Source organism: Ruegeria sp. E1, from assembly GCF_056534225.1.
Map to the genome: position 1 here is coordinate 327,114 of NZ_JBQFPE010000003.1, position 18,848 is coordinate 345,961.

General features: G+C 58.3%; 22 protein-coding genes and 1 riboswitch. Of the genes, 15 read left to right on the top strand and 7 right to left on the bottom strand.

The window, feature by feature from the left end:
• Positions 1–16: 16 nt before the first annotated feature.
• Complete coding sequence (locus ACR0FG_RS05270; protein ID WP_480890853.1) at positions 17–592, top strand: DUF1285 domain-containing protein; 576 nt, start codon at positions 17–19, stop codon at positions 590–592.
• Positions 593–594: 2 nt separating this feature from the next.
• Here ACR0FG_RS05270 and ACR0FG_RS05275 read toward each other — a convergent pair whose 3' ends face one another.
• On the bottom strand, positions 595–1,539 hold the full coding sequence (locus tag ACR0FG_RS05275; protein WP_480890855.1) for a DMT family transporter: 945 nt from the start codon (positions 1,537–1,539) through the stop codon (positions 595–597).
• 172 nt (positions 1,540–1,711) lie between these two features.
• Between ACR0FG_RS05275 and ACR0FG_RS05280 the strand changes: the two genes are divergently transcribed.
• Both ACR0FG_RS05280 and ACR0FG_RS05285 read left to right on the top strand, forming a co-directional pair.
• Positions 1,712–2,470 (top strand): hydroxypyruvate isomerase family protein, encoded by a 759-nt coding sequence (locus ACR0FG_RS05280; protein ID WP_480890858.1) that lies wholly within the window; start codon positions 1,712–1,714, stop codon positions 2,468–2,470.
• Between the two features lie 69 nt (positions 2,471–2,539).
• Positions 2,540–2,770 carry a DUF2798 domain-containing protein gene (locus ACR0FG_RS05285; RefSeq protein ID WP_480890859.1) on the top strand — a complete coding sequence of 77 codons (231 nt, stop codon included), beginning with the start codon at positions 2,540–2,542 and terminating at the stop codon, positions 2,768–2,770.
• Between the two features lie 45 nt (positions 2,771–2,815).
• On the opposite strand, the gene polA is transcribed toward ACR0FG_RS05285, so the two are convergent.
• The 3 genes from polA to ACR0FG_RS05300 all read right to left on the bottom strand — a co-directional run bounded on the left by polA (position 2,816) and on the right by ACR0FG_RS05300 (position 6,447).
• The gene (gene polA, locus ACR0FG_RS05290) at positions 2,816–5,611 is read right to left on the bottom strand and encodes a DNA polymerase I (RefSeq protein ID WP_480890862.1); all 2,796 of its coding nucleotides are present in this window, start codon (positions 5,609–5,611) and stop codon (positions 2,816–2,818) included.
• Between the two features lie 107 nt (positions 5,612–5,718).
• On the bottom strand, positions 5,719–6,189 hold the full coding sequence (locus ACR0FG_RS05295; protein WP_170712305.1) for a hypothetical protein: 471 nt from the start codon (positions 6,187–6,189) through the stop codon (positions 5,719–5,721).
• An 81-nt stretch (positions 6,190–6,270) separates the two neighbouring features.
• Entirely contained in the window at positions 6,271–6,447 is a 177-nt protein-coding gene (locus ACR0FG_RS05300; RefSeq protein WP_170346779.1) for a zinc-finger domain-containing protein, read from the bottom strand.
• An 87-nt stretch (positions 6,448–6,534) separates the two neighbouring features.
• On the opposite strand from ACR0FG_RS05300, the gene ACR0FG_RS05305 reads away from it, so the two are divergent.
• On the top strand, positions 6,535–7,527 hold the full coding sequence (locus tag ACR0FG_RS05305) for an ABC transporter ATP-binding protein (RefSeq protein WP_480890908.1): 993 nt from the start codon (positions 6,535–6,537) through the stop codon (positions 7,525–7,527).
• Here the strand turns inward: ACR0FG_RS05305 and ACR0FG_RS05310 are convergent.
• Positions 7,524–7,991: a DUF1203 domain-containing protein gene (locus ACR0FG_RS05310; protein WP_480890864.1), complete on the bottom strand. Its 468-nt coding sequence runs from the start codon at positions 7,989–7,991 to the stop codon at positions 7,524–7,526. The two genes, ACR0FG_RS05305 and ACR0FG_RS05310, sit on opposite strands and share 4 nt — an antisense overlap.
• Positions 7,992–8,146: 155 nt before the next feature.
• Here ACR0FG_RS05310 and ACR0FG_RS05315 point away from each other — a divergent pair, with 155 nt between their 5' ends.
• Together ACR0FG_RS05315 and ACR0FG_RS05320 are read left to right on the top strand one after the other, a co-directional pair.
• A complete protein-coding gene (locus ACR0FG_RS05315) occupies positions 8,147–8,560 on the top strand; it encodes a group III truncated hemoglobin (RefSeq protein ID WP_480890866.1) in 414 nt (137 codons plus the stop codon).
• Between the two features lie 153 nt (positions 8,561–8,713).
• Positions 8,714–9,652: a DMT family transporter gene (locus tag ACR0FG_RS05320; RefSeq protein ID WP_480890869.1), complete on the top strand. Its 939-nt coding sequence runs from the start codon at positions 8,714–8,716 to the stop codon at positions 9,650–9,652.
• Between the two features lie 51 nt (positions 9,653–9,703).
• On the opposite strand, the gene ACR0FG_RS05325 is transcribed toward ACR0FG_RS05320, so the two are convergent.
• Positions 9,704–10,816 carry an S-(hydroxymethyl)glutathione dehydrogenase/class III alcohol dehydrogenase gene (locus ACR0FG_RS05325; RefSeq protein WP_480695776.1) on the bottom strand — a complete coding sequence of 371 codons (1,113 nt, stop codon included), beginning with the start codon at positions 10,814–10,816 and terminating at the stop codon, positions 9,704–9,706.
• Between the two features lie 130 nt (positions 10,817–10,946).
• On the opposite strand from ACR0FG_RS05325, the gene ACR0FG_RS05330 reads away from it, so the two are divergent.
• The gene (locus tag ACR0FG_RS05330) at positions 10,947–11,234 is read left to right on the top strand and encodes an I78 family peptidase inhibitor (RefSeq protein WP_170712295.1); all 288 of its coding nucleotides are present in this window, start codon (positions 10,947–10,949) and stop codon (positions 11,232–11,234) included.
• A 30-nt stretch (positions 11,235–11,264) separates the two neighbouring features.
• Here ACR0FG_RS05330 and ACR0FG_RS05335 read toward each other — a convergent pair whose 3' ends face one another.
• On the bottom strand, positions 11,265–11,990 hold the full coding sequence (locus ACR0FG_RS05335; protein WP_480890871.1) for an SDR family NAD(P)-dependent oxidoreductase: 726 nt from the start codon (positions 11,988–11,990) through the stop codon (positions 11,265–11,267).
• 191 nt (positions 11,991–12,181) lie between these two features.
• Here ACR0FG_RS05335 and ACR0FG_RS05340 point away from each other — a divergent pair, with 191 nt between their 5' ends.
• From ACR0FG_RS05340 to ACR0FG_RS05375, 8 genes are all read left to right on the top strand, one after another.
• Positions 12,182–13,513 (top strand): NAD(P)/FAD-dependent oxidoreductase, encoded by a 1,332-nt coding sequence (locus ACR0FG_RS05340; RefSeq protein WP_480890873.1) that lies wholly within the window; start codon positions 12,182–12,184, stop codon positions 13,511–13,513.
• Positions 13,467–14,009 carry a hypothetical protein gene (locus tag ACR0FG_RS05345; protein WP_480890876.1) on the top strand — a complete coding sequence of 181 codons (543 nt, stop codon included), beginning with the start codon at positions 13,467–13,469 and terminating at the stop codon, positions 14,007–14,009. Before ACR0FG_RS05340 ends, ACR0FG_RS05345 begins: the two co-directional genes overlap by 47 nt.
• The gene (locus ACR0FG_RS05350; RefSeq protein WP_480890878.1) at positions 14,009–15,232 is read left to right on the top strand and encodes an MFS transporter; all 1,224 of its coding nucleotides are present in this window, start codon (positions 14,009–14,011) and stop codon (positions 15,230–15,232) included. The genes ACR0FG_RS05345 and ACR0FG_RS05350 overlap by 1 nt, the downstream gene beginning before the upstream one ends.
• A complete protein-coding gene (locus ACR0FG_RS05355) occupies positions 15,229–15,846 on the top strand; it encodes a DUF3833 domain-containing protein (RefSeq protein ID WP_480890880.1) in 618 nt (205 codons plus the stop codon). The genes ACR0FG_RS05350 and ACR0FG_RS05355 overlap by 4 nt, the downstream gene beginning before the upstream one ends.
• The gene (locus tag ACR0FG_RS05360) at positions 15,843–16,385 is read left to right on the top strand and encodes a DUF3833 domain-containing protein (protein ID WP_480890882.1); all 543 of its coding nucleotides are present in this window, start codon (positions 15,843–15,845) and stop codon (positions 16,383–16,385) included. The genes ACR0FG_RS05355 and ACR0FG_RS05360 overlap by 4 nt, the downstream gene beginning before the upstream one ends.
• 61 nt (positions 16,386–16,446) lie before the next feature.
• A riboswitch (cobalamin riboswitch) is annotated at positions 16,447–16,663 on the top strand.
• A gap of 101 nt (positions 16,664–16,764) precedes the next feature.
• Positions 16,765–17,109, top strand: a complete 345-nt coding sequence (locus tag ACR0FG_RS05365; RefSeq protein WP_480890885.1) for a DUF1636 family protein — start codon at positions 16,765–16,767, stop codon at positions 17,107–17,109.
• On the top strand, positions 17,106–17,882 hold the full coding sequence (locus ACR0FG_RS05370; protein ID WP_480890887.1) for an ABC transporter ATP-binding protein: 777 nt from the start codon (positions 17,106–17,108) through the stop codon (positions 17,880–17,882). The genes ACR0FG_RS05365 and ACR0FG_RS05370 overlap by 4 nt, the downstream gene beginning before the upstream one ends.
• 18 nt (positions 17,883–17,900) lie before the next feature.
• Positions 17,901–18,848, top strand: a complete 948-nt coding sequence (locus tag ACR0FG_RS05375) for an ABC transporter substrate-binding protein (RefSeq protein WP_170712274.1) — start codon at positions 17,901–17,903, stop codon at positions 18,846–18,848.

Sequence of the window (18,848 nt, forward strand, 5' to 3'; positions counted from 1 at the left end):
GGAAATGGCAAAAGCAATGAGCGGACAAAAACCCGTGACCCCGTCCCCGGATGGCCTGGCAGCAACGGTCAAAGCAACCAAAACGGCGGGTTTACCGCCTGTTCACCTCTGGAATCCTCCGTTTTGCGGCGATCTGGACATCCGGATCGCAAAAGATGGCTCATGGTCTTATTTAGGCTCACCCATCAACAGGTTCGAGTTGGTTAAGCTATTTTCCTCAATTCTTAAGAAAGAAGACGGCAAATACTTCCTTGTGACCCCGGTTGAGAAAGTGGGAATCACCGTCGAGGATGCACCATTCATCGCAGTTGATTTCGAAGTGGATGGCGATGGAAGGGACCAGACCCTGAGTTTTCAGACTCTGGTCGGAGATAGCGCACGTGCCGGGCAGGACCACCCCATTCGCATTGTTGTCGATACGGATACAGATGAACCTTCTACCTATGTATTGATCCGTGCAGATCTGGAGGCGCGTCTGGATCGCAAGACATTCTATCGCCTTGTCGACATCGGCACCCATCACGAGGGTTGGTTTGGTGTCTGGTCAGAAGGGGTGTTTTTTCCTTTGATCCTGTCGGATCAGCTTGACTAGCTTCACACTGTCTTACGCCGACCCCGATCCTGCGCCACAACCACAGCCAGCGCCACAATGCCTGCGCCCAGCGCGCGGGTCCAATCCCACGCTTCGCCCAGAACCAGCATGATCACCATCACATAGAACGGGGCGACGTTGATGTGAAAAGCAGACAGGGTGACACCAATCCGGCCGACCGAGGCAATGAAGAACACTTGACTCAGACCCATCGAAATCAGCGCATAAATCGCCAGCATTCCAGCTTGCCCTATATCAAATGCTGTTTCGGGCATGACTTCAAAGCCAAGGAGCGCCACGCCGAACATCAGCACCGAGGCCAAGATCAGGCCGCCAACAAATGTAATGGTCGCCCGTCCAGTCTGTCCAAGATCGGGAAAGTCGCGCGCCGTCGCCATGCTGGCCCAGCAGAACAGCGCAGTCGCCAGCACCGCGCAGATCGCGCCAAGACCCAGCTGCGCCGGGGCAATCGCACTGGTGGCAACAAACCCGCCAAGGATCGATACCAGTACTCCTAGAACGAAATTCCACCTCAGACTTCGAGTCCCCGCCGAAAGCTCAAGCAAGGCCGCCATCAGTGGCGCGCAGGATGCGATCAGCGCCACTGTCACCGGGTCGGTCAGTTTCTGCGCCACAATCAGCAAGAACATCCCCAATCCCACGCCAAACCCGCCGACGATCATTGCCCGTGCCCACCGCGCGTTCCGCACCCGGCGCGGTCCGTCGATCAGAATCCAGATCGGTAACATTACAGTTACCGCCAAGGCCAGCCGCGCGGCCAGCAGGGCGATGGGTGGCCATGTCTGCAGCAAAACCTCAGCCGCCGGGAAGCCCGCCGCCCATGTCAGCATCGACGCGACGGCAAGGCCATTGCCGGACAGGGCGGTATGCCGGTCGGCGGGCAAACCGATCCCGGTCCCGCGCGCGGGGTCAGGGCTTAGCGCCATTGGATTGAAACCTTTGTTGAGGCGGCATACGAAAATGATTCGCCGCATTACCCCAAAGGCTCTCTTATTTGCGGAACCCGATCTGGTCGATTTTCGACAAACTGTCGTTTTCAGTCCCTTCCCCCGAACTCGCCGCGCCGCTAAGCTTGGACTACCGCAACCAAAGCCACTCATGCCCAGATTTGCCGCCAATATCTCGCTGCTCTTTACCGAGCTGCCCTATCTCGACCGGTTCCATGCCGCCGCGCAGGCCGGGTTCAAAGCGGTTGAGATTCTGTTTCCCTATGACCTGGCCGCCAAGGAAACGCGCCGTGCCCTAGTGGCAAACGGGCTGGAACTGGTGCTGATCAACGCGCCTCCGCCGAACTATACCGACGGGCAGCCCGGCTATGCCGCTGTCCCCGGAGGCGAGGCCCGGTTTCAGTCAGACATCCGCCGCGTCCTGCGCTATGCCGAGATGCTGCGCCCCGGGCTGATCCACGTCATGTCCGGCTATTCCGCAGGGCCCGATGCGTTTGCGAGCTTTGTTCAAAATCTGCAATGGGCGGCTGACCATGCGCCAAATCAGGCCTTCACCATCGAACCGCTCAACCCTGTGTCGCAGCCCGACTATTTCCTCAACGATTACGATCTGGCGGCCGAGGTTCTGGATCGCGTCGGCCGACCCAATGTCGGGCTGCAATATGACAGTTTCCATGCGGCGATGATCCATGGCGACGCGCGCGCAGTCTGGGACCGGTTTCACCCGAAGATCGTACATGCACAGATCGGAGCCGCCCCCGACCGGTCAGAGCCAGGGCAAGGCCAAACCGATTTTGTCGAACTGTTTCAAGCCATCGATGGCTCTGGCTATCAAGGCTGGATCAGCGCGGAATACACACCATCAACCCCCCGCACCGAGGCATCTCTGCACTGGTTTAGAAACCAGTGATCGCATCGTGGCTGGCATTTGACGCAAAAATCCCGCACATGAAGGTGGCTTGATGAAAAGGATACCCGAATGATCCCCGCCCGATTTGCCCATAGCGTTTTTGGTCTGATCATGTCCGGCTTGATGTCGTGTATCGTCACGGGGGTCGCCACGGTCAAGGCGATTGGATTTGGGCCAACTACCACCAACGACTGGATGGCATCCTGGGCTTTTTGCTGGCCGATCGCATTTGCAGTGATCCTGACGCTCGGGCCATTTGTCAAACGTTTGGTTGAGCGCCTGGTCAGGCCGCAGGACTGACCCGCTGCGAAGAGGGCCCGCCGGGCCTGATGAGCAGCGCCGACCCTAGTGCGCTTCGGCCCAGTTCGCGCCCTGTCCTGCATCGGCGACCAGCCTGATGTCCAGCTTCACCGCCGGGTCCGCCGCCCCTTCCATGACACCCCGCGCCACGTCGATCACCTGATCTACCGCGCCCTCGGCCACTTCGAACAGCAATTCGTCATGCACCTGCAGCAGCATCTTTGCTGGCAGCCCATTGATCGCCTCGGGCATCCGCACCATCGCCCGCCGGATCACATCCGCGGAAGTGCCCTGAATCGGCGCATTGATTGCTGCCCGGCGCGAGAAACCGGCATGTGGGCCCTTGGCGTTGATCTCGGGCGTGTGGATTTTGCGCCCGAACAGAGTCTGGACATAGCCATGCTCTTTGGCAAAGGCCACCGTGTCGTCCATATAGCGGCGGATACCCGGGAAGCGTTCGAAATAGCGGTCGATGAAGCCCTGCGCCTCGGCCCGGGGGATACGCAGATTGCGTGCCAGTCCAAAGCCCGAGATGCCGTAGATCACACCAAAGTTGATCGCCTTGGCCTGACGGCGGATATCCGGTGTCATCTCGTCCAGCGGCACATCGAACATCTCGGACGCGGTCATGGCGTGAATGTCCAACCCATCCGCAAAGGCCTGTTTCAGGGTCGAAATATCCGCGATATGGGCCAGAATCCGCAGTTCGATCTGGCTATAGTCCAGACTGACCATGACATTACCCGGCTCGGCTATAAACGCCTCGCGAATGCGCCGACCTTCCTCGGTGCGCACCGGTATGTTCTGCAGGTTCGGATCGGTCGAGGCCAGACGACCCGTGTTCGCCCCGGTAATCGAGTATGACGTATGCACCCGGCCTGTATCCGGGTTGATATGGGTCTGCAGCGCGTCCGTATAGGTCGATTTCAGCTTGCTGAGCTGCCGCCAGTCCAGCACCCGGCGGGGCAATTCATGTTCGGTGGCAAGGTCCTCAAGAATATCGGCTCCGGTCGAGTATTTCCCGGTCTTGCCCTTCTTGCCGCCCTCAAGCCCCATTTTGTCGAACAGGATTTCGCCCAGTTGCGCGGGGGAGCCGACATTGAAATTCTCACCGGCCAGTTCGTGAATTTCAGCCTCTAACCCGGCCATTTTCTGCGCAAATGCGTTGGACATTCGAGACAGGACATCGCGGTCGACCTTGATGCCATGCATCTCCATTTCTTTGAGAACCGGTACCAAAGGACGTTCAAGCGTTTCATAGACAGTCGTCACCTGCACCTGATGCAATTGAGGCTTGAACAGCTTCCACAGGCGCAGGGTGATATCCGTATCCTCGGCCGCATAAGCGGTGGCCTCATCAATCGGAACCTTGTCAAAGGTGATCGCAGACTTACCCGAGCCCAGCAGCGGTTTGATCGGAATGGGCGTGTGGCTCAGATAACGTTCCGACAGGGTATCCATGCCATGCCCATGCTCACCGCCATGCATTGCATAAGACATCAGCATCGTGTCATCGATGGGGGCCACGTCGATGCCATACCGCGAGAATATCTTAGCGTCGTATTTCATGTTCTGCCCGATCTTGAGGATCGAAGGGTCCTCAAACACCGGTTTCAGCAGAGTTAGAGCCTCATCCAGAGGCATTTGCCCCTCGGCCAGTGCGTCCGAGCCGAACAGGTCATCTGTCGCACTTTCGCGATGGGTCAGCGGGATGTAACACGCCTCACCTGCCTCAACACAAAGCGATATGCCCACCAAATCGGCGATCATTTCATTCAGTCCAGTGGTTTCGGTGTCGACAGCGACCCAGCCACGTTCATATGCTTGATCGATCCACTTTTGCAAAGCGGATGCATCGCGTACGCATTCATATTTCGACGCGTCAAAAGGAACAACTTCGACCTCTGCCTCTTCGACCGGTGCAGGCGCGTCGGCAATGACCGGAGCCTCGGCCCCCAACTTATCCGCCACCCGCTTTGTAAGCGTCCGAAACTCCATTTCAGCCAGAAAGCCCAGCAGCGTGTCCGCGTCAGGATCACGAACCTCAAGGTCATCCAGCGTGAAATCCAGCGGCGTTTTTTCATCAAGTTGCACCAGCTTTTTCGACAACTCGATCTGATCGCGCTTCTCGATCAGGGTCTGGCGGCGCTTGGGCTGCTTGATCTCATCCGCGCGGTCCAGAAGCGTTTCCAGATCACCATATTCGTTGATCAGCAACGCCGCTGTCTTGACCCCGATACCCGGAGCGCCCGGCACATTGTCCACCGAATCCCCCGCAAGCGCCTGCACGTCGACCACCCGCTCGGGCCCCACACCGAATTTCTCGACCACCCCATCCCGATCGATGCGCTTGTTCTTCATCGCATCAAGCATCTCGACGCCGTCCCCGACAAGTTGCATCAGATCCTTGTCGGAACTCACGATAGTCACGCGCCCGCCCGCATCTCGCGCCTGCACGGCAAGCGTGGCGATGATGTCGTCGGCCTCGTACCCTTCCAATTCCTTGCAGGCGATATTGAACGCACGCGTCGCCTCGCGGGTAAGCGGCATCTGCGGGCGCAAATCCTCGGGCATCGCTTCGCGGTTGGCCTTGTAGAGGTCATAGAGGTCGTTGCGAAACGTGTGCGAGCCCTTGTCAAAGATCACCGCCACATGGGTTGGTGCGTCCGGCCCCGAGTTATCTTCGACATATTTCTGCAGCATGTTGCAAAAGCCCGAGACCGCGCCAATCGGCAACCCGTCGGATTTGCGCGTCAGGGGCGGCAGCGCGTGATAGGCCCTAAAGATAAAAGCCGATCCGTCGATCAGATGCAGGTGACAGCCTTTTCCAAACCCACTCATGCCCATGCTCTCCTAAGTTCTGCCCATCCGTCCTGCCACGGAACGTAGATGGTTACCAGTAGGAGAACGCCCGGATTGGGCCCTGCATCCGCTTGGAGGATCGAGGACTAACCGCCGAAAAGGCCCGAAAAGACATCCGAAAAACTGTTGACCAGCGCCATGATCACCAGCACGCCCAAAAGGGCGAAAAAAGCCATCGCAAAGAACTGGAACAAGATCGCGCCCAGGCCGACCGCGACACCCGCTATCGCCGGGCGCATCTGTTCATGGCGCAGCAAGCCGATGACGGACAGAACAATGGCGAGACCGCCCAGCATGGCGACGCCGATCTGTAGGAAATCGTCAAGGTCGCGGTCAGTGGCGACAGGTGCGGGCTGATCCATGCCTGCGGCGGCGCGAAGGGTGGATTTTCCGATTTCGGCCGCAAGCTCGCCCAAAGTCACCCCTGCGGATTGCTGTGGGGCAAAGGGCCCGGCCCAGAACACAAACAGCGCCGCCAAAAGTGCAGCAGCGCCGGCAGAAAAACCAATCCAACCGAAAACCGGGCGGTTGATCTGTGTTTGTGTTGCATCGGTCATCGCGGCCTCTCACAGGGTTCTGTAGGGGCAGTATCCCGGCAATAGCGGCAAGATTTGGGCGACCGGGCCCGGGTGGGGCGATCAGCCTTGTTCTGTGCCCTTAAGAACATATTTGCAGTCACAATAGGGGCATTCAACCCAGCCGGTATCCTCAGGGATCTGCAACCACACCCGCGGATGGCCCAGCGCGCCTTCGCCGCCATCACAGGCGACACGGGCGGTTTCCACGATTTTGGTTTCCGGCGCTTCGATGGTCACGGCTGGCGATCCTTCTTCGGTTGTCGGCCTCGCGGGCATGTACTAGGTGCGTTTATGAGCGATGAGCAAACCGGAGGCAAGGGCCACATGACCGAGGCGGCAATCAGGATCGAAGGGCTGCGCAAGACCTATCGCGGCGGCAAGGGCCAGCCCGAGAAACTGGCGCTGAAGGGCATCGATCTGACGGTTCCGCGCGGTTCGATCTTTGGACTGCTCGGCCCGAACGGAGCCGGAAAATCAACCTTGATCAACATTTTGGCCGGGCTGGTGATCAAAAGCGCAGGGCATGTTTCGATCTGGGGATTCGATCAGGATCGCAACCCGCGCCAGTCCCGCGCGGCAATCGGCGTGATGCCGCAAGAGCTGAACCTGGACCCGTTCTTCACCCCGCGCGGAGCGTTGGAGGTTCAGGCAGGCCTTTACGGTGTGCCCAAATCCGAGCGGCGCAGTGATGAGATTCTGGAACTGGTCGGCCTGGGCGACAAGGCAAGGGCTTACGCCCGCACACTTTCGGGCGGGATGCGGCGACGGTTGCTGCTGGCCAAGGCGCTGGTGCATCACCCCAAGATTTTGGTGCTGGACGAGCCCACCGCAGGTGTGGACATAGAATTGCGCCAGATGCTCTGGACCAATGTGCGCAAACTCAATGAACAGGGCATGACCATCGTTTTGACCACGCATTACCTGGAAGAAGCGCAAGAGATGTGCGATGAGATCGCCATTATCAACCATGGTGAGAAGATCGCGCAAGACAGCACTGCCAACCTGCTGAACCGCATGGACAGTCGCACCATGGTTATCATCCCCGACAGCCCGGTTGCCGATTTGCCGGTGACCGATGGCGTTGACGCCGCGCTGCGCGACGATGGCAGCCTGGAGCTGAATTACCAAAGCCAAACTACCAGCGCCGAGCAGGTTCTGGAGTCCGTACGCTCTGCCAATATTCGCATTCGCGACGTTCGCACCGAAGAGGCGGATCTTGAGGATGTGTTTCTTGCCCTGACCTCGTCACGGGCAGATGATCCGCCGGCGGACGATCAGGATCAACCACGCCGGGGGATGCACCGAATCAGACTCTAATTACGGTCAATTCGCGCATGATAGCAATTGTTCAATGCCGAGCGGATATGGATATAGGCCACATCTGACCGGGCAAAAATGCTCTCGGCGGTTTCGCGCAACTGGTTTTGAGGCGCGATGATCCCGGTGCCATAGACGATGCGGTCGTCCGACCCGTATCCCTTGATCAGATAGTTGGCCGAGGCCGTCAGAGCCTCTGGCAACTCCGCCGGGCTTTCATACCGCTGGCAAGGCTCTGCACAAAGGTAAATAGGCCCTGTTTCCGCGAATGGCTGGGTTGCAGGAAAAGGTCGATGGGCCAGCACCAGCATCTCTTTGCCTTTCGGGATATAGGTCAGGCAATGGCGGCAGGGATTGCCAGCACCGTTCGAGATGGCCCGCTCGGGCGGGTTGCCATAGCCATCCGGCGCGCCTTTGCGATAGGCCTGAACCTGATCCGTGGGCAGGGCGGAAATTCTGTGCATGATCGGTCTCCTTGTTGCTGCCCTGAAGCTGTCAGTGCATATGCATCCGTGCGACCCGTTTCCTGCGCAAAGGTCGAAACCGCGCGACAAAACCACACCTGTTGCGGAACACCATACCGGGATATGCGCGGGTTCAGAGCGAACCCGGAGCCTTCATGACCAGACCAAAACTGCCGCCGCGCTTTCCGGCCACGCCAGCGCAGATCGATGCGCAGGTTCAGGTGTTTTATACACGCGTCCGGCAGGACGCGATCCTTGGTCCGGTCTTCGACAAACATGTCACCGATTGGCCTGCACACGAGGAAAAGATCGCAGCCTTCTGGCGCAATGCCATCCTGTTCGAGCGCAGCTATGACGGCAATCCGCAACGGATCCACATCGAACGAAGCGACATCGCCCCCGAGATGTTCGCTCATTGGCTGGATCTGTTCGAAGAGGTTGCTACCCAATCCCTTCCACCGGAAACCGCCATCCCATGGGTTGCGCTGGCGCGGCGCATCGGCACCGGGATGAGGGCAGGGGTTCAGTCTGCGCGAACGCCAAAGGACGCACCTCCGATCCTGCGATGATCTCAGAACATGGCGGCATTGATATGTTAGCGGTAAAATAAGGGCTTTTCGCCTTGGCGAAATCGGTCTAATCAGTGGCCCCATCAGCCAGGCGCCGCTTGTGCTGCCATGGCAATTCGCCACCACACCGACACATGACCCGAGGCCAAAGCGATGAGCACTCAGAACACCACCCTTCGTGGACTTGGCTATGCGTTTGCGGGCTTTGCGGTTTTTGCCAGCCACGACGTGCTGATCAAAGTGCTGGGCGGCACCTATTCGGTGCTGCAGATTATCTTTTTCGCCACGCTGTTTTCGTTTGTTCCAATGGCCGTCACGATCTTGACGGATCGGACCACCGGGAACTTTCTGCCACATCACCCATGGTTGATACTGCTGCGGTCTGGTCTGATGATCACGGCCATGTCTTGTGCATTCTATGCATTCTCGGTCCTGCCTTTGGCCGAAGTTTATTCGCTGCTGTTCTCATTTCCGCTCATCGTCACGGTCCTGTCGATCCCCATCCTGGGCGAAGTCGTGCGCATCCAGCGATGGGCAGCGGTTGGGGTTGGCTTGATCGGCGTATTGATCGTGCTGCGTCCCGGCGCAACGGATATAACAACGGGGCACCTGGCTGCGCTGATGGCCGCTTTTTGCAGCGCATTTGCCTCGGTGCTGGTGCGTAAGATCGGCAACCAGGAGCGCTCGGCCGTTTTGATCCTTTATCCGATGCTGCTTGCCATCGCGGTCATGAGCCTTGCCCAGCCTGCAGTCTATCAGCCGCCATCCCTTCTGCACCTGGCGATGATGGCTTTGGTCGGCGTGTTTTCTGTCATCGCGCAACACCTGATCATCCTCGCCTATCGCGCTGCCCCTGCTGGGGTAATCGCCCCCAGCCAGTACAGTCAAATCATCTGGGCCACGATATTTGGCATGGTGTTCTTTGGCGAAAAACCAGATGGCTGGGTCGCGCTCGGTGCCGGAGTTATCATCGCTTCGGGCGTCTTTGTCGTTTGGCGTGAAAGCCGGTCGAACACCACCTCTGTCAACACGCCAGTATTGCGGGTGCGTTCTCCGAGGTCGGATACCGGGGCGACACGGCCCGGGAAATAGGAAACGGCGCACCGATCGGCACGCCGTTAAACAGTCCTCAGGATCAGGGTCTTAGTAAACGACAACAGACCGAATGCTTTCACCTTTATGCATCAGGTCAAAGCCGTGGTTGATGTCATCCAGACCCATTGTGTGAGTGATCATCGGGTCGATCTCGATCTTCCCTTCCATGTACCAGTCGACGATCTTGGGCACATCGGTTCGGCCACGTGCACCGCCAAATGCGGTGCCGCGCCACGACCGGCCGGTGACCAGTTGGAATGGACGCGTCGAGATTTCGGCACCAGCGGGGGCAACGCCGATAATGATCGATTCTCCCCAGCCCTTATGCGCCGATTCCAGCGCGTCGCGCATCACGCCGACATTGCCGGTGGCGTCAAAAGTATAGTCGGCACCGCCTTTGGTCAGATCGACCAGATAGGGGACCAGATCGCCCTCGACCTCTTTAGGGTTCACGAAGTCGGTCATGCCAAACTTGGTGGCCATTTCGACCTTGGCAGGGTTCAGGTCAACACCAACAATCTGGTCAGCCCCAGCCAGACGCAGGCCCTGAATCACGTTTAGGCCGATGCCACCCAGGCCGAACACAATGGCGCGGCTGCCGATTTCCACCTTGGCGGTGTTGATCACCGCGCCGATCCCGGTGGTCACGCCGCAGCCGATATAGCAGATCTTGTCGAACGGCGCGTCCTCACGAACCTTGGCCAGCGCAATCTCGGGCAGGACCGTGTGGTTCGAGAAGGTCGAGCAACCCATGTAGTGCAGAATCGGATCACCATCCAGGGTCGAGAACCGGGAAGTTCCGTCCGGCATTAGCCCCTGCCCTTGCGTGGTGCGGATCGCCTGACAAAGGTTGGTCTTGGGATGCAGGCAATATTCGCACTCGCGACATTCAGGGGTGTAAAGCGGGATCACATGATCGCCCGGTTTCAGGCTGGTGACACCGGGGCCGACCTCGACCACCACACCCGCACCTTCGTGGCCCAGAATAGCAGGGAACAGCCCTTCGGGGTCGGCACCCGACAGGGTGAATTCATCGGTGTGGCAGATGCCGGTGGCCTTGATTTCCACCAGAACCTCACCCGCTTTGGGGCCTTCGAGATTTACATCCATCACTTCCAAAGGTTTGCCCGCCTGAACGGCGACGGCGGCACGGGTACGCATGGTCTTTGTCTCCCTGTCTTTCTTGCCTCGACCCTGCGTCAAATACAGGGTGTTTTCAACTGTGCTTTCATGGCAGGTTTGCTAAACGCTTGATATTGCAGAAACGACATTGTCAGAATGAGGACCGCCAATGCTCCGATTTATTCCGCTTCTGATCCTTTTGGCAGCCTGCGCCGACACCAGCATCCCCGAAGATGTTGATGCAACGCCCGAAGCCGCCCCCGTGGATCTTGCGTTTTGTCAGGGAGAGTCCTTTGCCGATTCCGTCGGACAACCCGTGTCCGTCATTCAGGCTGATCTGCCTGAACGTGCGCGCGTTCTGGGCCCCGATGATATTGCGACGCAGGATTATCGGATCGACCGGCTGAACGTATATGTGAACGGGGCCGGTGTCATTCAGCGCCTGACCTGCGGATAGAAACTTAGCCAAAACACCCTTTGTCAGAGCCTATTTTCCCCGGTAGACCAACAAATCCGGAAGGTAGTCGATCAAACGAACCAGCCAGGAAAAAGGTGCCGGAAAATCGGTGCGAAACCGGCGACGCGACATGGCTCTGACCACCCTGTCCGCCGCATCTTCGGGCGTCATCAGCATCGGCATTTTGAAACTGTTCTTTTCGGTCAGGCGTGTCTTGATAAAACCCGGATTTACTATCCGCACGATCACACCCGTTCCTGCCAGATCGTGGCGCATCGTCTCGGCCAATGAGATTAAGGCGGCTTTGCTTGCGCCATATCCCACCGATGCGGGCAGTCCGTGATAACCGGCCAAAGATCCAATGAGGGTGATGTCACCGCGCCCTGATCTGACAAAACCGGGAACTGTTTCCCCCAAAACGCGCAGCGCACCCAGATAATTCACATCGCTCATTTTCAGCGCGGCTTCGGTGCCCCACTCGGCGCTACGCATCGGGTCATAGGCACCCGCATTGTAAACCAACCCATCAACTTGCCCTACGTCGGCCACCGCCGCGCGAACAGAGTCTAAATCAGTCACATCACAGGGAACCGAACGCGCATTTGGCAGGCTGGCGGCAAGTTCTGACAGGCGTTCGGCGTTGCGTGCCGACAATATCAAATGCGCGCCTTGTTGAGACAAAGCCACGGCCAATGAGCGCCCCAGCCCCTCGCTCGCTCCGATGATCCAATAGGTTTTTCCGTCAAAACTTCTCATGCTCTGGCCGCGTCATTCTTCATCGATGTTTTACGGCCTTGCATTCAAGCTGGATCATAAGATTTCACAGGTAACGGATGCAGTAACCAGAAGTCACAACATAGTGCATCTGGCAAAAACTTCTAATCTGATTGATCCAGCTGTGCCTAGTCTGCGTATCCTATTGTAAAATGTCACATAACGAGGCTTGAATGTTCGACGAATCCCGGGGCGTACGTAAAAAAATCGCAATAGCAGGCGCAGGCATTTCAGGTCTATCCGCAGCTTACTATCTGTCAGACGATCACGATGTAACGATTTTCGAAGCTGAACCAAGGCTGGGTGGTCACGCCCGCACGGTGGTGGCAGGACGTCATGGGAACCAGCCGGTCGATACCGGGTTTATCGTGTTCAACTATGTGACCTACCCCTATTTGACCCGCCTGTTTGATGAGTTGGAGGTCCCTGTAACCAAAAGCGAAATGAGCTTTGGGGCCACCATCGACAATGGCCGTATCGAATACGGGCTGAACAACCTGCGCACTCTGACCGCGCAAAAACGCAATCTGGCACGACCAGCGTATTACAAAATGATCGCGGATATCCTGCGCTTTGGCAAAGAGGCCCCGGACGCCGCCAAAGACGACGACACTACAATCGGAGAGCTGGTAGACCAGTTGCGGCTGGGACATTGGTTCCGGCACAATTACCTGATGCCCATGTGCGGCGCGATCTGGTCGACTCCTGTTGAATTCGTGGATCAGTTCCCCGCACGGTCATTGGTTCAATTCTTCCGCAACCACGCTTTGCTGGCGTCGGGTCGCGCCAATCAGCACCAGTGGTACACGGTCGATGGTGGCAGTATCGAGTATGTCCGCCGTATCGAAGCCGCCTTGTGTGCGCGCGGGTGCTCCATCCGGCTGGGCGCCCCGGTTCAGAAGATCGAGCGCGACGATTTGGGCGTCACCGTGCACGCCCAGGGCCAAAGTGACCGCTTTGACGAAATCATCCTGGCGACCCATTCCGATCAATCGCTTGCGATCCTCGGAGACGGCGCGACGGGTGAGGAAAAAGCGGCGCTTGGGGCGATCCGGTATCAACCCAACAAGGCCGTGTTGCATTGCGACCCCGGTCAGATGCCAAGACGGCGCGCCTGCTGGTCCAGTTGGACCTATCGCTCACAGGCCGGAAATGTTGGCGTCACTTATTGGATGAACCGCCTTCAAAACATCCCGGATAGCGATCCGATGTTCGTGTCCTTGAACGCCGGTGCGGACATTCCAGACGACAAGATTTATGACGAGGTCGAATTTGCTCACCCCGTTTTTGATCAGGCCGCCCTGCGTGCGCAGGGACAAATTCGCGCGATGCAGGGACAGAACCGGACATGGTTCGCCGGGGCATACAACCGGCATGGGTTTCACGAAGACGGGATCGCCAGCGCGATGCATGTTGTCGACCGGCTAAAGGGCACCCCGCAAATGATCGGAGCTGACAATGGCATTGCTGGCAACTCCACGGCCATTCCTGTCGCGGCTGAGTAGCGGCATCCTTGCGGGGATGTTGGCGATTGTGCTGCTGGCCCCGACCGGCTTGGCAGCCCCATCGGAAATGAGCGCGATAAACGATGCAAAGCTGCGTGGCACAGCGACTTATCGCTATCTGGGGCTACCGATCTACGATGCTCGGCTTTACACCCCCGGTGGTGCGGCGCTGAACTGGAACAATGATATTGGTCTGCAGTTCACCTATCGGCGCAATATTAAGAAAAAGGCCTTGATAGACTCTACTTTGGAGGAAATGCAGCGCATAGGACGTCCTGCGCCAGTGCGTGACCAGCTTGGCGTCTGTTTCAAGTCCGTCACCAAAGGCGATCGCTATGTGGCGGTTTCGAATGGGCCAGACAGAGTGACATTCTGGCTGAATGGGCAAAAGACCTGCACGATGTCTTATCCGGGCATCACACGCAGTTTCATGTCGGTGTTTCTTGGGGATGACACCCGATCCGCAAGCTTCACCCAAAAGCTGCGGGGGCAGTGATGCTTTACCCCCGGGTCAGCCTGTACGCGCTCATGCTCGCCGCGGCGGGCATACCGCTTTATATCCATCTGCCTCGGTTTGCAGCGGTCAATCTGGGTATCAGCCTTGGTGTTATCGGAACCGTGTTACTTGTGATCCGGTTGGTGGACCTGGTGCAGGATCCGTTGATTGGCTTGGCGATTGATCGATGGCCGGGCGGGCAACTTTTGTTTGCCGCAATGGCCTCGCTTGGATTGGCTGTCGGGTTTCCACTGCTGTTTTCGTTGCCACATGGGGCAAGCGTCATCTCTCTGATCTTGGTGCTGATCCTGCTGTTTTCGGCCTATAGCCTTGGAACAATCCTGCTGTACGGCCGCAGCGCGACCCTGGCCCGCCAGCCAGACCCGAAAGAGTTGATGACATTGGCCGCCTTTCGCGAAGGTGGCCAACTGGCAGGCGTTGTGATCGCAGCCAGTGCGCCTGCGCTGTTTGTCGCGTTGGGGGCCGGGGCGCAAGGCTACCCTGCGTTCGGCTTGTTTTTGGGCGTCTTGGCCGTGCTCACCATCGCATTGACGTTTCCCATCTGGAGGCGCACGCCCATCACAGGTGATGGGTTGTCCTTTGCGGGTCTTGGTCAGGCTGGTGCGCTGCGTCTTTTGGCGCTGGCTCTGGTCAACAGCCTGCCCGTTGCGATCACATCGACCCTGTTTCTGTTCTTTGTTGAAGACCGCCTGCAATTGCCTGGCAAAGCGGGTCCGATGCTCATGCTCTTCTTCCTCAGCGCCGGGGCGACAGTGCCGTTCTGGGCGCGGCTCAGTAACCGAATTGGGCCTAAACAGACTCTGATCTTAGCAATGCCGCTGTCGATCGTGGCGTTTGTCGGCGCGGCCATGCTGCCCGCCGGAGAGCTGGTTGGATTTGCCCTGATCTGCCTTGCTTCGGGTGCGGCGCTAGGGGCGGATATGGTCATACTGCCCGCCATGTTCTCGGTCGCCCTGACGCGCGCTGGCCTGAATGCATCTGCTGCGTTCGGGATCTGGTCTTTCGCGGGAAAGCTGGGCCTTGCTCTGGCTGCTTTTTTCACCCTGCCAATGCTTGAACGCAGCGGCTTTACACCCGGTCAATCCAATTCCGCTGAGGCACTTGAGGTGCTCAATTTCGGCTACGCGATTCTGCCCTGCATCCTGAAGCTGGGCGCATTCGGTTTGGTACTGACCCTGCCCACAGAGGTAACTGCCAAATGAAGTTCCTTGTTGTCTTTCTGCTTGCCATCCTTGCCCTTGTGACCGTCAAGGGCAGGTTCCTCAGCTTTCGGTCGCAATCCCCTACGGACTATTCGGGCACGGGGCCAGCGTTCTCGCTCAAGAAGCATCTGAACGGAGAGATCCTTTCCGAAGGTCTGATCTATGGGCCAAACGGCAAGATGTCGAACAGCTTTGTCGCCCGCATGGTGGGGGAATGGGACGGCAACACCGGCACGTTGGCCGAATACTTCACCTATTCCAACGGCAAACAGATGACCCGTAAATGGTATCTGACGCTGGGCACCGGCAACACGTTTATTGCCACTGCCGACGATATCGTTGGCGAAGGAAAGGGTGAAATTTCTGGATCTACGGTCAAGCTGACCTATCGGATCATCCTTCCCGAAGATGCCGGAGGGCATACGCTGGACGTGACCGACTGGATGTACCTGACAGAAAACGGCGCGATCATGAACCGGTCCGAGATGCGCAAGTTCGGGGTGAAAGTCGCTGAACTGATCGCCACAATGCGCCCGGCACCCGAGGTTAAGTCGGCCAATCTGAACGGTGCCAATGGCCATGATGCCGAGGCTGTTTCAAGGCCGCTGCAATGACCCTGCACCGCGCCTTTTTCGTGGCTGCCGCCATTGTCGGCCTTGCTGTGCTGGCAGCCTGCAGTGCCAAGCCAAGAATCCCCAAAGCTTTCCTATCGGATCGTCAGCTAAACCTTGAAGAATTCTTTGAGGGGAAGACCGTGGCTTACGGTCAGTTTCAGGACGTGCTTGGCAACGTGCCTCGCCGCTTTATTGTCCAGATCGACGGCAAATGGGATGGAACGACTCTGACCCTGGTCGAAGATTTTGTTTATGACGACGGCGCCACGGAACAACGCATCTGGACCCTGACAAAGACCGGAGAAGACAGTTGGACCGGCACCGCCCCCGGAGTGCTGGGAGAGGCAACCGGAATCGAACGTGGCGACACATTCAATTGGAAGTACAAGATCGACCTGCCCATCAAGGACGGCACCATGCGGGTCAATTTTGACGATTGGATGTGGCTGCTTTCCGATGATCGCCTGCTGAACCGCGCCTATGTTTCGCGCTTTGGGTTTCGGCTGGGTGAGGTCATTTTGTATTTTGAGAAGAAGTAGTCGCAAACGTGATTGCCGAACGGCTCAAACTGATTGCGTATTGACGCATCGCAATTTCTCAGGCACTCAATCTGTCGATGGTTCCTGCGGGTGTGCCCAAGGGATGAAAAGGGAATACGGTGCGGCCCCGGGCGACACCCGGAACAGGCCAAGTCCGCAACTGCCCCCGCAACTGTAAGCGGCGAGCGACGTCAAGTATCCACTGGTCCCAAGGGCCGGGAAGGTTGGCCAAGCAGCGACCCGCAAGTCAGGAGACCTGCCATCCGATGTTCAACCAACCCGGGGCGGGGCGTCCTGGAAGGAGGCTAGATGGCACGTCAATCGCGTGTTTACATTGTCGGCACCTTCTGTTCCCGCCGGGCCAATGGCGGAGCGGATAGTGTCGGACGCAGCTGATCACTTCATCCTTATCTGCGCGACCTGCAAAGGCAGCAAATCCGTTGGTGTGCTGACCGACAGATTGCCGGCGGGCTTTGCGGTTCGCAGTGTGGACTGCATGGCAGGCTGCGACCGCCCGACCACCGTTGGGTTTCAGGCGGTCGGCAAGGCGCAATATCTGTTCGGCGACATCTCTGCCGAGGCAGACTGGAAAGCTTTAGCGGAATTTGCACGCCAGTATCGCGACAGCGACGACGGATGGACCAATGCCACGGATCGGCCACGCGCGCTGTACACCAAAACCCTGTCCCGTATGCCCCGGATCGCGCCAGAGGTGCCGCAATGACATTTCTGACCGCCAAAGATCTGGAATACTATGCCCTGAACGGGGATGTCCTGTTGCAGGGTATCTCATTTGACCTGAATGAAGGCTCTATTCTGGCCATAGCGGGCCCGAATGGCGCTGGCAAAACCACTCTGCTGAACCTGCTTTGCGGGGCCGAGGCGCTGGCGCTGGGTGACGTTGCGATCGGTGGCCGGTCGCTCAGGGAGGTCTCGGCGCAGGACCGCGCGCGCATGATTGCAGTCGTCAGCCAGCAGGAATTGCCGGACGGTCGTCTGATGCTGCGCGACTATGTGGCGCTCGGGCAAATTCCAATCCGCGCGGACCGCTCGACCGAGGAACATGCCGCCGAACTGAACCGCATTCTGGACCTGACGGGCCTTGGCACGCTGGCCGACAAGCGGATGGCGGTGTTGTCGGGGGGCGAACGTCAAAGGGCCCATATCGCACGGGCGCTGGCGCAAGACCCCTCGCTGCTGTTTCTGGACGAACCAACCAACCATCTGGACCCGGATGCCAAGGGGCGGATGCTATCCTTGGTGGCTGAACTGGGCATCACCGTTGTGATGATCGTGCACGATCTGGTCATGATCCCGGAATTTGCCACCCATGTGGCGCTGATGAAATCCACCCGCCTGACCGGTTTTGGCCCGGTTGACGAGGTGCTGACCCCCGACCGGGTCCGTGACACGTTTGGCGTCGATTACCTGTGCTTTCACCACGAAGGCCGCGTGATCCCGGCGCTGGACATCCGAAAAACCAAAGTTTCAACCTGACCCAAGGAGCAATCGATAATGAAACTCATCTGGTCTGTGGTATTGGCCACTGCCATCGCAGGCGGCGCGTCCGCCGGTGAAATAACGGTCGACAATTGCGGCGAACCGCTGGTTTTTGATGCCGCCCCCGAGCGTCTGGTCGTGCACGACATGAACATGACCGACATGGCCTTTGCACTGGGCTTGCAGGACAAGATCGTTGGCCTGACCGGTATCACCGGATGGTACAAAACCAGCCCCGAGTTTGACACGCTGCGCGGCGACATCCCCGAGCTTGCGCCAAAATATCCGACCGTGGAAAACCTTGTGGCGGTCGAGCCCGACCTGTTCTTTGCGGGCTGGTATTACGGCATGAAACCGGGCGGCGACGTAACCCCCGACACGCTCGAGCCCTTTGGCATCAAGACCATGATCCTTACTGAAAGCTGCGTGCATCTGGACAAGGACCGCCCCGTGGCCAGCATGGACCTGCTGTTTGACGACGTTCTGCGTCTGGGCCAGGTGATGCAGGTCGAGGACAGGGCCGAGGCGCTTGTCACCGGTTGGAGAGACGAGTTGTCTACAATTAAGGCAAAAACCGCGGATCTGGCAAAACCCCGTGTCTTCCTGCTGGACGGTCCTGCAGATGCGCCTTTTACGGCTGGTAAATTCGCCATCCCCGACGCGATGATCGCCGCGGCCGGGGGCGAGAACGTCACCCATGACATGGACACAAGCTGGGGCCGCACCTCGTGGGAGGCTGTCGCCGCGTCCAACCCCGAATTTCTGGTGCTGCTGGACTATCAGACCGGCAACGGCGCTGCGGACACGTTTAAGTTCCTGCAAGAACACCCGGTCATGTCCCAGACCGATGCAGTCAAGAACGAGCGCTGGATCGGGCTGCGCTACGAAGAGTTGACCCCCGGACCGGCGAATATCGAGGCGATTTCAAAAATGGCGCGGGCCATGCATCCGGGCCAAAGCTGA

What these genes read in the sequence shown, in the direction of transcription:
- ACR0FG_RS05360 (WP_480890882.1), top strand. Translation starts at nt 15,843, where the DNA reads ATGACCCTGCACCGCGCCTTTTTCGTGGCTGCCGCCATTGTCGGCCTT.
- polA (WP_480890862.1), bottom strand. Translation starts at nt 5,611, where the DNA reads ATGAGTGGGTTTGGAAAAGGCTGTCACCTGCATCTGATCGACGGATCG.
- ACR0FG_RS05325 (WP_480695776.1), bottom strand. Translation starts at nt 10,816, where the DNA reads ATGCGTACCCGTGCCGCCGTCGCCGTTCAGGCGGGCAAACCTTTGGAA.
- ACR0FG_RS05295 (WP_170712305.1), bottom strand. Translation starts at nt 6,189, where the DNA reads ATGACCGATGCAACACAAACACAGATCAACCGCCCGGTTTTCGGTTGG.
- ACR0FG_RS05285 (WP_480890859.1), top strand. Translation starts at nt 2,540, where the DNA reads ATGATCCCCGCCCGATTTGCCCATAGCGTTTTTGGTCTGATCATGTCC.
- ACR0FG_RS05270 (WP_480890853.1), top strand. Translation starts at nt 17, where the DNA reads ATGAGCGGACAAAAACCCGTGACCCCGTCCCCGGATGGCCTGGCAGCA.
- ACR0FG_RS05320 (WP_480890869.1), top strand. Translation starts at nt 8,714, where the DNA reads ATGAGCACTCAGAACACCACCCTTCGTGGACTTGGCTATGCGTTTGCG.
- ACR0FG_RS05280 (WP_480890858.1), top strand. Translation starts at nt 1,712, where the DNA reads ATGCCCAGATTTGCCGCCAATATCTCGCTGCTCTTTACCGAGCTGCCC.
- ACR0FG_RS05330 (WP_170712295.1), top strand. Translation starts at nt 10,947, where the DNA reads ATGCTCCGATTTATTCCGCTTCTGATCCTTTTGGCAGCCTGCGCCGAC.
- ACR0FG_RS05315 (WP_480890866.1), top strand. Translation starts at nt 8,147, where the DNA reads ATGACCAGACCAAAACTGCCGCCGCGCTTTCCGGCCACGCCAGCGCAG.
- ACR0FG_RS05340 (WP_480890873.1), top strand. Translation starts at nt 12,182, where the DNA reads ATGTTCGACGAATCCCGGGGCGTACGTAAAAAAATCGCAATAGCAGGC.
- ACR0FG_RS05350 (WP_480890878.1), top strand. Translation starts at nt 14,009, where the DNA reads ATGCTTTACCCCCGGGTCAGCCTGTACGCGCTCATGCTCGCCGCGGCG.
- ACR0FG_RS05370 (WP_480890887.1), top strand. Translation starts at nt 17,106, where the DNA reads ATGACATTTCTGACCGCCAAAGATCTGGAATACTATGCCCTGAACGGG.
- ACR0FG_RS05310 (WP_480890864.1), bottom strand. Translation starts at nt 7,991, where the DNA reads ATGCACAGAATTTCCGCCCTGCCCACGGATCAGGTTCAGGCCTATCGC.
- ACR0FG_RS05275 (WP_480890855.1), bottom strand. Translation starts at nt 1,539, where the DNA reads ATGGCGCTAAGCCCTGACCCCGCGCGCGGGACCGGGATCGGTTTGCCC.
- ACR0FG_RS05335 (WP_480890871.1), bottom strand. Translation starts at nt 11,990, where the DNA reads ATGAGAAGTTTTGACGGAAAAACCTATTGGATCATCGGAGCGAGCGAG.
- ACR0FG_RS05355 (WP_480890880.1), top strand. Translation starts at nt 15,229, where the DNA reads ATGAAGTTCCTTGTTGTCTTTCTGCTTGCCATCCTTGCCCTTGTGACC.
- ACR0FG_RS05345 (WP_480890876.1), top strand. Translation starts at nt 13,467, where the DNA reads ATGGCATTGCTGGCAACTCCACGGCCATTCCTGTCGCGGCTGAGTAGC.
- ACR0FG_RS05305 (WP_480890908.1), top strand. Translation starts at nt 6,535, where the DNA reads ATGACCGAGGCGGCAATCAGGATCGAAGGGCTGCGCAAGACCTATCGC.
- ACR0FG_RS05375 (WP_170712274.1), top strand. Translation starts at nt 17,901, where the DNA reads ATGAAACTCATCTGGTCTGTGGTATTGGCCACTGCCATCGCAGGCGGC.